Source organism: Micrococcus sp. H39-S4 (genome assembly GCF_027158145.1).
Classification (GTDB): domain Bacteria; phylum Actinomycetota; class Actinomycetes; order Actinomycetales; family Micrococcaceae; genus Micrococcus; species Micrococcus luteus.
The window spans coordinates 111078-122318 of the sequence record NZ_JAPVLT010000002.1 but is presented as its reverse complement, the minus strand read 5'-3'; the positions used below and the strand labels follow the sequence as shown (position 1 = coordinate 122318).

Annotated in this window: 9 protein-coding genes; 7 read left to right on the top strand and 2 right to left on the bottom strand. The window is 75.1% G+C overall.

Annotated elements, in window-relative coordinates; all coding sequences use genetic code 11:
• Positions 1-135 precede the first annotated feature (135 nt).
• Genes O3T09_RS02585 through O3T09_RS02575 form a run of 3 tightly spaced genes read left to right on the top strand, consistent with a single transcriptional unit; the run spans position 136 to position 1254 of the window.
• Complete coding sequence (locus tag O3T09_RS02585; protein ID WP_036317912.1) at positions 136-369, top strand: DUF4244 domain-containing protein; 234 nt, start codon at positions 136-138, stop codon at positions 367-369.
• The gene (locus tag O3T09_RS02580) at positions 362-814 is read left to right on the top strand and encodes a TadE family type IV pilus minor pilin (protein ID WP_095694901.1); all 453 of its coding nucleotides are present in this window, start codon (positions 362-364) and stop codon (positions 812-814) included. The genes O3T09_RS02585 and O3T09_RS02580 overlap by 8 nt, the downstream gene beginning before the upstream one ends.
• A complete protein-coding gene (locus O3T09_RS02575; protein WP_095694900.1) occupies positions 811-1254 on the top strand; it encodes an Rv3654c family TadE-like protein in 444 nt (147 codons plus the stop codon). Before O3T09_RS02580 ends, O3T09_RS02575 begins: the two co-directional genes overlap by 4 nt.
• On the opposite strand, the gene O3T09_RS02570 is transcribed toward O3T09_RS02575, so the two are convergent.
• Together O3T09_RS02570 and O3T09_RS02565 are read right to left on the bottom strand one after the other, a co-directional pair.
• Positions 1170-3770 carry a DEAD/DEAH box helicase gene (locus O3T09_RS02570; protein ID WP_129867270.1) on the bottom strand — a complete coding sequence of 867 codons (2601 nt, stop codon included), beginning with the start codon at positions 3768-3770 and terminating at the stop codon, positions 1170-1172. The genes O3T09_RS02575 and O3T09_RS02570 overlap by 85 nt on opposite strands.
• Entirely contained in the window at positions 3767-4540 is a 774-nt protein-coding gene (locus O3T09_RS02565) for a GNAT family N-acetyltransferase (protein WP_129867271.1), read from the bottom strand. The genes O3T09_RS02570 and O3T09_RS02565 overlap by 4 nt, the downstream gene beginning before the upstream one ends.
• 93 nt (positions 4541-4633) lie before the next feature.
• Between O3T09_RS02565 and trhO the strand changes: the two genes are divergently transcribed.
• The 4 genes from trhO to O3T09_RS02545 all read left to right on the top strand — a co-directional run bounded on the left by trhO (position 4634) and on the right by O3T09_RS02545 (position 11241).
• Positions 4634-5563: an oxygen-dependent tRNA uridine(34) hydroxylase TrhO gene (trhO, locus tag O3T09_RS02560; RefSeq protein WP_269295318.1), complete on the top strand. Its 930-nt coding sequence runs from the start codon at positions 4634-4636 to the stop codon at positions 5561-5563.
• On the top strand, positions 5560-7236 hold the full coding sequence (locus tag O3T09_RS02555; protein WP_269295317.1) for a DUF7059 domain-containing protein: 1677 nt from the start codon (positions 5560-5562) through the stop codon (positions 7234-7236). Before trhO ends, O3T09_RS02555 begins: the two co-directional genes overlap by 4 nt.
• A gap of 142 nt (positions 7237-7378) precedes the next feature.
• Positions 7379-10213, top strand: a complete 2835-nt coding sequence (gene topA / locus O3T09_RS02550) for a type I DNA topoisomerase (RefSeq protein WP_061867164.1) — start codon at positions 7379-7381, stop codon at positions 10211-10213.
• 5 nt (positions 10214-10218) lie between these two features.
• On the top strand, positions 10219-11241 hold the full coding sequence (locus tag O3T09_RS02545; RefSeq protein ID WP_036341216.1) for a Ppx/GppA phosphatase family protein: 1023 nt from the start codon (positions 10219-10221) through the stop codon (positions 11239-11241).

Here is an 11241-nt window from a genome sequence, read left to right as displayed (position 1 = left end):
CCGTTCGCCCCGCCTCATCCCCGGATCCGCGCCGCACCCGGCGCGCGGGCCCGCACCGGGCCAGCCTGGGACCAGCGGCCCGGCCGGGCCGTCACCACCACCCCGCACCGCGGGGCCCACTCCAGGAGGACCACCATGACCCACCGCTCCCACTCCGCCCAGCCCTCCGTCACCCGCCCCAGCGAGCGCGACCGCCTCGCCCGCCTCGTCGACGCCGCGGGCGAGGAGACCGGCGCGATCACGGCCGAGTACGGCATCCTCACGCTCGCCGCCGTGGGCTTCGCGGGCGTGCTGGCCGTCGTGCTCACCAGCCCGGACGTGCAGTCGCTGCTCGTGGACCTCGTCACCGGGGCGCTCCAGCGTGACTGAGCACCCGACCTCCGCCCCGCCGTCCGCGCGCCGCACGGGCGCCCGGACGGCGGGGCGGCCCCGGGCGCTCCGGGGCGGCGAGACCGGGGCCGTCACCGCCGAGTACGCGGTGCTGCTGCCCGTGATCGCATTCGTGCTCGTATCCGTCCTGCTGGCCGGCGCCGCCGCGGTGCAGCAGGTGCGGGGTCAGGACGCGGCGGCGTCGGCCGCCCGCATCCTCGCCCGGGGCGATGACGAGGCGGCGGCCCGGGACGCGGTGGCACGCATGGCCGGCGACGATGCCTCGCTCTCGCACACCATCGAGGGCGGCTGGGTGACCGTCGAGGTCGTCCAGCCCGGTCCCGGGCCGCTCGCCTGGGCCGAGGCCCTCACCCTCACCGCGCACGCCGCCGCCCCCGACCAGCGGCCCGGAACGCCCGCCGCTTCGCCGGAGGACCGGTCATGACCCGCGGGAGGGCGCCCGCGCGGGGCGAACGCGGCTCGGGCACCGTGTCCGTCCTGGGCACGGCCGCCCTGGGGGCGGGGCTGCTGCTGGCGGTCGCGGCGCTGGGGCAGGCCTCGGTCACCGGCGCCCGGGCGGCCGGGGCCGCCGATCTGGCGGCGCTCGCCGCCTCCGACGCCCGGCGCGGGCTCTCCGACCACGAGCCGTGCGCGCTGGCCGGGCGGACCGCCGAACGCAACGGGGCCGCCGTCGTGGCGTGCGAGGTGCGCGAGGACGGGACCGTGCGCGTCGCGGTCGAGCTCACCCGCGCCCCGCTGCCGGCGGCCACGGCCGACGCCGTCGCGGGCCCGCCGCGGTCTCAGGCCCCGGGCGCCGCGTCCGCGGACCCGCCGGAGGCACCGCCGCCCGAGCCGTCGGTCGAGGCGTCCGCCGGGACGAGGTGATCGGCGTGGTCCATCAGGAACCGCAGGACGGTCAGCGCGCCGGCCTTGTCCAGCGGGCTGTTGCGGTTGCCGCACTTGGGGGACTGCACGCAGGACGGGCAGCCCTCCGCGCACTCGCACGCCGCGATGGCCCCCGCCGTCGCCTCGACCCAGCGCCGCGCCTGCTCGAAGCCGCGTTCGGCGAAGCCCGCCCCGCCGGGCCGGCCGTCGTAGACGAACACGGCGGGGGAGCCGGTGTCCGGGTGCAGGACCATCGAGACGCCGCCGATGTCCCAGCGGTCGTTCGAGGCGACGAGCGGCATCATGCCGATCATCGCGTGCTCGGCCGCGTGCAGGGCGCCGGGCAGGCGATCCGTGGTCAGTCCCGCGGCGATGAGCTCGTCCGAGGCTGCCTGGAACCACACCGCGGAGGTGAACAGGTCCCGTGCCGGCAGGTCGAGGGGCTCCTCGCCGAGCACCTCCCCGGAGACCAGGGCCTTGCGCTGGAAGGACACCACCTGGGTGCGGACCTGCACGTCCCCGAGGCACCAGCGCAGGGTGCCCGCGCGCGCGTCCAGGCGGCGGTGCACCGCCACGATCTCGATCTCCGTGACGTCCCGGGCCTGCGTGGTGAAGTCCGGCCAGGCGCGCGTGACGACCACCGCGTGCGCGTCCTCGTCCAGCTCCTCCACGAGGTACGTGCGGTCCTGGTGCACGTACACCGCGCCGGGATGCGCCTGGTAGTGGGTCTGGGGCGAGTCCATCGTGCCCAGCAGGGCACCGGACTCGGCGTCGATGATGTCCATGGGCCCGCCGCCGTCGTCCCGCAGGGAGACCATGCCGGCGGCGTGCTCGGGGTGCGTCCAGAACCAGCCGGCCGGCCGACGGCGCAGCAGCCCCTGCTCGACCAGCACGTCCAGCAGGGCGCGCACCCGCTCCGGCTCCCCGAACCAGCCGAACGCCTCGGGCGTGATCGGCAGCTCGGCGGCGGCCGCGCACAGCTGCGGGCCGAGCAGGTGCGGGTTCTCCGGGTCCACCACGGTGTCCTCCACGCCCAGGTCGAACACGGCCTCCGGGTGGTCCACCACGAACGTGTCCAGGGGGTCGTCCGAGGCCACGAAGAACGCGAGCGCGTCCTGGCCGCCGCGCCCGGCGCGGCCGATCTGCTGGAAGAACGACGCGCGGGTGCCCGGCCAGCCGGCCACCACCACCGCGTCCAGCCCCGCGACGTCGATGCCCATCTCCAGCGCCGGCGTCGAGGCCATGCCCAGCAGCCGACCCGAGCGCAGGTCCGCCTCCAGCTCCCGCCGCTCCTCGGGCAGGTAGCCCGAGCGGTAGGCCGCGATCCGGGTGCCGAGCCCCGGCTCGACCTCCTCGAGCTGCCGCTTGGCCGCGCTGGCGATGGCCTCGGCCCCGCGCCGCGAGCGGATGAACGCCAGCGTGCGCACCTGCTGCAGGGCCAGGTCCGTGACCAGGTCGGCGGCGGCGGCCATCGCCGAGCGGCGGACGGGCGCGCCGTTCTCGCCCCGACGGTCCGTCAGCTCCGGCTCCCAGAACGCCACCGTGACCGCCCCGTGCGGGGACGCGTCCTCGGTGACGGCCGTGGCCGGCGCCCCGATCAGTCGAGCGAAGTGCCCGGCCGGATCCGCCGACGTCGCCGACGCCCCGATGAACACGGTCTCCGGCCGGTCCCCGCGGTAGTGGGCGGCGATGCGCCGCAGCCGGCGCAGCAGGATGCCCACCTGCGAGCCGAAGACGCCCCGGTAGGTGTGCGACTCGTCCACCACCACGAACGCCAGGTTCCGGAAGAACGCGGCCCACCGCTCGTGGTGCGGCAGGATCCCGACGTGGAGCATGTCCGGGTTGGTCATGAGCACGGTGGCGTGCTCGCGGGCCCAGATCCGGTCCTGCGGTGCGGTGTCGCCGTCGTAGGGGGCCGCGCGCAGCCCCGGGGCGCCGTCCCGCTCGAGGGCGCGCCAGGAGGTCAGCTGGTCCGCCGCGAGGGCCTTGGTGGGGGCGAGGTAGAGCGCGGTGGCCCGGGGGTCGGCGGCCAGCCGGGTGCCGACCGCCAGTTGGTAGCCCAGCGACTTGCCCGACGCCGTGCCCGTGGCGAGCACGGTGTGCGTCCCCGCACCGGCCAGGGTCGCGGCGCGCACCTGGTGCAGCCACGGCCGCTCGACGCCGCGCGCCGCGAACGCCCTGACCAGGCCCTCCGGCGCGTCCGCGGGCCAGTCCGTGTGCCGGGCCTGCCGGGCGGGCAGCTCGGTGACGTGGCGGATCTGTTCGGGCAGCCCGGTCCGACCCAGCGCCGCACGGAGCCCGGCCCCCGCCGGCGTGTCCGGGCGCAGGTCTCCGGGTGCCGTGACGGACAGCCCGGCCACCACGTCGGCCACCACCGCACCGACGGGTTGCGGCTCCGGTCCGGAGAAGTCCGGGGCGGCGTCGTCGACGGGCGGCGCGGCGTCGGCCGTGCCGGGCGGCCCCCAGCCGCCCGCGGGATCCGCCCAGGGATCGTGCTCCGGCAGGTGGCCGGTCACGCCCCCATGGTGCCGGTGTGCTCGGCGGTGGGGTTGTCCTCGGCCAGGCCGCGACCCCAGATGGACACGGGGCCGAGGTCGGTCCAGGCCAGGTGGCTGTACAGCTTCTGGCCGTCCGGGGAGGCGACGAGCAGGCCGCGGCTGATCTCACCCTCGCTCATGACCTCGGAGGTCAGGTAGCGCATCACGAGGGAGCCGAGGCCGCGGCGACGGTGGTTCGGGGACGTCCAGATCCGGTCGTAGACGGCGGTGCCGTCCTCCTCGGTGACCCAGCCGAGGGCGGCGAGCTCCTCCTCGCCCTCGGGCGCGGTCGAGGCGCCGACGGCCAGGATGCGCAGGCGACGGCTGCCCTCCATCGGCTGGTCCACGCGGGCCTCATAGCCCTCGGGCAGCAGCGGGGGCTCCACGTCCTGCAGCTCGGGGTCCATGTCCATGGTCATGAAGCGCTCCGGCTCGGCCTGGGCCTTCAGACCCATGGCCTTGGGGTCCTCGCCGGCGTCGCCGAACACGGTGAGCAGGATCTGCTCCTGGTCCCGCACCGCCTCGCGCAGGTCCTCCAGCTCCGCGCGGGAGGGGTTCACCACCACGTGCTCCCACGTGGCCGGCACGTCCACCGTGGCGCGACCGGAGCCGCCGGGGATCATGTGGGCGGGGCGGGGGGTGCGCAGGGCCGCGCGTCGCCCCGCCTCCTGGCTGACGCGGTAGCCGCGCGATCGCGACCAGGCCGCGAACCAGATGTCGACCAGTGCCGGATCCAGATGCTCAGTCATGTCTGAAGGGTAAGGCGTGAGGCCGGTGCGGGCCAGGCCCCGCCCGTCCCTCACGGCCGTCACGTCCGGGGTCGCGCACTAGCCTGGACCTCGATGAGCACCGCCCCCCTCTCGCGCATCGCGCTGTACTACCGGTTCACCCCGCTCGCCGACTCCGAGGCGGTGCGGCTGTGGCAGCGCGCGCTCGCCGCGTCCCTCGGCCTGACCGGCCGGATCATCGTGTCGCCGCAGGGGATCAACGGGACCGTCGGCGGACCGGTCGACGCGGTCAAGCGCTACGTGCGCGGCACGCGGGAGCATCCGGCGTTCCGGGACCTCGAGGTGAAGTGGTCGGGCGGCTCGGCGGCGGACTTCCCCCGCCTCTCCGTCAAGGTCAAGCCCGAGCTCGTCGCGTTCGGGGCCCCCGAGCGCATCACCGTGGACGCGGACGGCGTCGTCGGCACGGGGGAGCGGCTCACCCCCGCCCAGGTGGACGCGCTCGTCGCCGAGCGGGCCGGCACCGCGAACCCCGTGCGCTTCCTCGACGGCCGCAACACGGTGGAGGCGGCCATCGGCCGCTTCGACGGGGCCGTGGTCCCGGACGCGCACACCACCCGCGACCTGCTCGCCGCCGTCGACTCCGGGGCCCTGGACCACGTCAAGGACGCGCCGCTGATCACCTACTGCACGGGCGGCGTGCGCTGCGAGGTCCTCTCGGCCCTGCTCAAGGACCGCGGCTTCGCCGAGGTCTACCAGCTCGACGGCGGCATCGTCCGCTACGGCGAGGCCCGTGGCGACGCCGGACTGTGGCGGGGCGAGCTGGCCGTGTTCGACCGACGCCTGTCCACCCGCTTCACCGCCGACGCCGAGACCATCGGCCGGTGCGTCACGTGCGAGGCACCGACCTCGGCGCTGCGCAACTGCGCCGACCCGGCCTGCACCACGCTCGAGGTCCGCTGTGCGGCCTGCGCCGCCGACGACCCCGAGCACCGCTGTCCTGTCTGCGCCCACCGCCCCCACCCCGCCGAGAGGACCGAGGCATGAGTCCCGTCCCGACACCCCCGTCGCCCCCCGCCCCGCGGCTGACCCCGGCCACGGCCGTGGCCCTCGCCGCGGACCTGGCGGCCCTGCCGTTCACCACCGCCGCCGTCGAGGGGCTGCTCGGACCCGTGGCCACGCTCGCCCTGGACCGCGCGCACGCCGAGGCCGCCCGCCGCGTCGTCGCCGGTCACCTGGCGGGCCCCGGCCGGCACGACGACGCAGCCGGCCCCGGCGACCGGCACGGCACGCGGGGCCTCGCCGCCGCCGTCGGGGCCTGGCTGCTCGGCGACCCCGTCCCCGCCGCCGACCTCGACGCCGCGCTGCCCAGCCTCGGCCTGGCCGGGGCCGTGGCGGCCGGGCTCGTCGTGGAAGGGCCGGACGGGCGCGTGCGCGGCGCGGTGGACCTCTCGCCGTACGAGGCGGACGAGCCGGGCCGGATGTGGATCGCCTCGGACCTGACGGCCCAGCAGCGGCGCGGCCCGCTGCCTCCCGAGCACGTGCTCGGCGTCGGCCGGGCCTCCCTCACGCTCGCCGGCGCCACGCAGCGCCGTCCCGTGGCCCGCGCCCTCGACGTGGGGGTGGGCTGCGGGATCCAGACCCTGCACCTGCTCGCCCACGCCGACCATGTCACCGCCACGGACCTGTCCGAGCGGGCCCTGGCATTCACCCGGTTCAACCTGCTGCTCAACGCGGACGTGCTCGGCCTCGACCGGGACCGGCTCGAGGACCGGGTCCGGCTGGCGGCCGGCGATCTGCTGGCGCCGGTGACGGGGGAGCGGTTCGACCTCGTGGTCTCGAACCCGCCGTTCGTGATCACCCCGCGCACGGACCCGGACGCGCCCGTGCTGACCTACCGCGACGGCGGCCGCGAAGGCGACCGGATCGTCGCGGAGCTGATCGCGGCCCTGCCGGACGTGCTCGCCGAGGGCGGCACCGCGCAGCTGCTCGCCAACTGGGAGATCCCGGCGGGGGACACCGCCGACGCCGACACCGCACCGTGGGACGCGCGCCCGCGCTCGTGGGTGGCGCCGGGGATGCAGGCCTGGTTCCTCCAGCGCGACCGGCAGGACCCCGCGGGCTACGCGGAGACGTGGCTGCAGGACTCCTCGCTCGAGCTCGACCCGCCCGCCTATGAGGCCGCCTACCGCGGCTACCTGGACGACTTCGCCGCGCGCGGGGTCGCGGGCGTGGGCTTCGGCCACGTGTGGCTGCGTCGGCCCGCCGCGGACGGCTCCCAGGGCCGGGGGTGGGTGGTCGCCGAGGAGCTGACCCAGGCCGTGGACGAGGCCCTCGGCACCGCGTGGGCCGCCGCCGTCGCCCGCCGGGACCGGCTCACCGCCGGCGCCGGGGCGGGGGACGCCGTCGGGGACCCGGCCCTGGCCGCGCTGCGCGGCCTGCACCTGCGCGTGGCCGCGGACGTCACGGAGGAGCGCCACCAGCGGTTCGGGGCGGAGCACCCCGAGGTGATCCTGGCCCGGCAGGGCTCCGGGTTCCGGCGCGTGGCGCGCCTGGACACCGCGACGGCGGGCGTGCTGTCCGCCTCCGACGGTGAGCTGTCCGTGGGGCAGCTGGTGGGCGCGGTCGCCGCGCTGCTGGAGCTGGACGACGTCGGGCGGGCCGGCCTGCTGGCCGCGCTGCGGGAGCTGTACGAGGACGGGTTCCTGGTGGAGGGCTGACGATCGGGCGGTGGCGGGCGCGGGGACGCCGGGCGTTATCGTGGGCACCGCGCCCCCTACGATGTGGGGACGTCCGCCCGACGCCGGCGTGCACCGCGCACCGGCCCGGAACCACCGCCTTCCCCGTCCGAGGAGGACCCCCTTGTCCACGTCATCCGCTTCCGTGACCGCTCCCGTGCCCGAGGGCAAGAAGCTGGTCATCGTGGAGTCCCCGGCCAAGAGCAAGTCCATCGCGAAGTACCTCAACGCGGTGGGCTCCGGCTGGGTGGTGGACTCCTCCGTGGGGCACATCCGCGACCTGCCCAAGCCCTCGGACCTGCCGGCGGACATGAAGAAGGGCCCGTTCGGGAAGTTCGCCGTGGACACGGAGCACGGCTTCACCCCGTACTACGTGGTGCACCCGGACAAGAAGAAGAAGGTCGCGGAGCTCAAGCGCGAGCTCAAGGACGCCGAGGCCCTCTACCTCGCCACGGATGCGGACCGGGAGGGCGAGGCCATCGCCTGGCACCTGCTGGACACCCTCAAGCCCACGGTGCCGGTGTACCGGATGACCTTCGGGGAGATCACCCAGGAGGGCGTGCGCCGAGGCCTGGAGAACATCCGCGAGCTGGACACGGCCCTCGTGGACGCCCAGGAGACGCGCCGCATCCTCGACCGCCTGTTCGGCTACGAGCTCTCGCCGGTGCTGTGGCGCAAGGTCTCCCGCGGGCTCTCGGCGGGCCGCGTGCAGTCGGTGGCCACCCGCCTCGTCGTCGAGCGCGAGCGGGAGCGCATGGCCTTCGTCTCCGCCCACTACTGGGGCGTGGAGGGCACCTTCACGGTGGCCGAGGGCGCGCAGGCCGCGGACGCCGTGGGCAGCTCGTTCACGGCCCGCCTCAGCACGGTGGACGGCGAGCGCGTGGCCACGGGCCGCGACTTCGACGACGCCGGGCGGCTCAAGGCCTCCGCCGGCAAGAAGGTGACCCACCTGGACGAGGCCGGCGCCCGCTCGCTGGCCGAGGGTCTGCGCGGGGCGGACTTCACGGTCGACTCGGTGGAGGACAAGCCGTACACCCGCCGCCCGGCCGCCCCCTTCACCACCTCCACGCTGCAACAGGAGGCCGCCCGCAAGCTCCGCATGAGCTCCCGCGTCTCCATGCAGGTGGCCCAGCGCCTGTACGAGAACGGCTACATCACGTACATGCGCACGGACTCGGTGAACCTCTCGCAGGAAGCCGTGCAGGCCGCCCGGCGCCAGGCCACCGAGCTCTACGGGGCGGACGCCGTGCCGGCCCAGCCGCGCGTCTACGCCAAGCGCAACGAGACCGCGCAGGAGGCCCACGAGGCCATCCGGCCCGCGGGGGACTCCTTCCGGACCCCGGCCCAGGTCAAGGCCGAGCTGCGCCCGGACGAGTTCCGCCTGTACGAGCTGATCTGGAAGCGCACCGTGGCCTCGCAGATGGCCGATGCCAAGGGCTACACCGCCACGCTGCGGCTCTCGGCCACCGCGCAGGACGGCCGCCTCGCGCAGTTCAGCGCCTCGGGCACCGTCATCACGTTCAAGGGCTTCCTCGACGCGTACGAGGAGGGCCGGGACGCCGAGGTCGACGGCGAGAACGCGGAGGCCAAGGACCGCCGCCTGCCGCAGGTGGCCCAGGGCGAGCGCCTCACCGGTGACCCGATCGAGGCCACCGGGCACGAGACCTCCCCGCCGGCCCGCTACACCGAGGCGTCGATCGTCGCCGAGCTGGAGCGCCGCGAGATCGGGCGGCCCTCCACGTACGCCCCGACGATCTCCACGATCATGGACCGCGGCTACGTGTCCAAGCGCGGCACCGCGCTCGTCCCGTCGTGGACCGCGTTCGCGGTGATCGGACTGCTCGAGGACTACTTCGCGAAGTACGTGGACTACGACTTCACGGCCCGCATGGAGGACGACCTCGACCGGATCGCCGCGGGCGAGCTCGGCCGCGAGGCCTGGCTGCAGACCTTCTACTTCGGGGCCCCCGCCGCGGAGACGGAGAAGGGCGTCGAGGGCCTCAAGCACGTGGTGGACAACCTCGGCGAGATCGACGCGCGAGCCGTGAACTCGCTGCCGATCACCGAGGACATCACCCTGCGGGTGGGCCAGTACGGCCCGTACCTGGAGCGGTCGCTGCCGGCCGACGCGGAGGCGGGCGCCACCCCGCCGCGCGCCAACGTCCCCGAGGACCTGGCCCCGGACGAGCTCACCCCGGCCAAGGCCGAGGAGCTGTTCGCCACCGCCCAGCCCTCCGAGCGCGAGCTCGGCACGGACCCGGAGACGGGCCGGACCGTCGTCGCCAGGGACGGGCGCTACGGGCCCTACGTCACCGAGGTCATCCCGGAGATGACCGAGGAGGAGCTGCAGGCCTGGCTCGACGCCCAGCCCACCGAGTACTACAAGAACGGCAAGCCCAAGCCGAAGAAGAAGCCGGCCAAGGAGAAGCCCCGCACCGGCTCCCTCTTCACGAGCATGTCCGTGGACACCGTGACCCTCGAGCAGGCGCTGCAGCTGATGTCCCTGCCGCGCGTCGTGGGCGCGGACGCCGAGGGCGAGGTCATCACCGCCCAGAACGGCCGCTTCGGGCCCTACCTGAAGAAGGGCTCGGACTCGCGCTCGCTCGAGTCCGAGGACCAGATCTTCAGCATCACGCAGGAGCAGGCCCTCGAGATCTACGCCCAGCCGAAGCAGCGTGGCCGCGGGGCCGCCAAGCCGCCGCTGGCCGAGTTCGGCGAGGACCCGGTCTCCGGCAAGAAGGTCACCGTGAAGGAGGGCCGCTTCGGCCCGTACGTCACGGACGGGGTCACCAACATCACCGTCCCGCGCGGCCGTCAGCCCGAGGAGCTCACGGCGGAGGAGGCCTACCAGCTGCTCGCGGACAAGCGTGCCAAGGGCCCGGCCACCCGCGGCGGTGCCAAGAAGCCGGCGGCCCGCAAGGCCCCGGCCAAGAAGACCACCGCGCGGAAGAAGGCCTGAGCGCCATGCGCCTCGGCGTCCTGGACATCGGGTCCAACACCGTCCACCTGCTGCTCGTGGACGCCCACCCGGGGGCCCGCCCCGTCGCCTACGCGGAGCACAAGCGCTCCCTTCCGCTGATCCGCTACCAGGACGCCGACGGGGCGATCACGGAGGAGGGACAGCGGGAGCTCGTGGACTTCGTCCGTGAGGCCGCCGCGTTCGCGGAGGAGCATCGGGCGGAGGACATGATCTCGTTCTGCACCTCGGCGATCCGCGAGTCCGCGAACGGCGCCGCCGTGCTGGCCCGCGTGCAGGCCGAGACCGGTGTGCACCTCTCCGAGCTCACGGGGGACCAGGAGTCGGCCATGACGTACTTCGCCGTGCGCCGCTGGCAGGGCTGGGGCGCCGGCTCCATCCTGAACTTCGACATCGGCGGCGGCTCCTTCGAGATCGCCTACGGCCAGGACGAGCTGCCCTCGCACGCCCTGTCCCTGCCGCTGGGCGCCGGCCGCCTCACCCGCGACTGGGTGCTCGAGGACCCGCCCAGCCCCAAGGCGGTGAAGAAGCTCCGCAAGCACGTGGAGAAGCGACTCGAGGAGGCGTATACGGCCTTCCCGCGCATCGAGTCGCCCGTGGTGGTCACCGCCACCTCGAAGACGTTCCGCTCCCTCGCCCGGATCACCGGGGCGGCGCCGTCGGCGGCGGGCCCCTTCGTGAAGCGGCACCTGCGCGCGGACGACCTGCACCTGTGGGTGAACCGCCTCGCGGCGATGACCGTCGCGGAGCGGGCGGAGCTGCCCGGCGTCTCGGACGTGCGCGCGCACCAGGTGTTCGCGGGGGCGATCGTCGCGCTGACGGCCATGCGCACGTTCGGCATCGCCCAGCTCGAGATCTGCCCGTGGGCGCTGCGCGAGGGCCTGATCCTCAACCGCCTCGACGCGCTCATGCTCGAGGGCCACCTCACCCGGGACGGCCGGCCCGGCGTCGGCCACGTGAACCTCAACCCGGACACCCTCCTGCCGGGACTGAGCCTGGGGGTGCGCTGA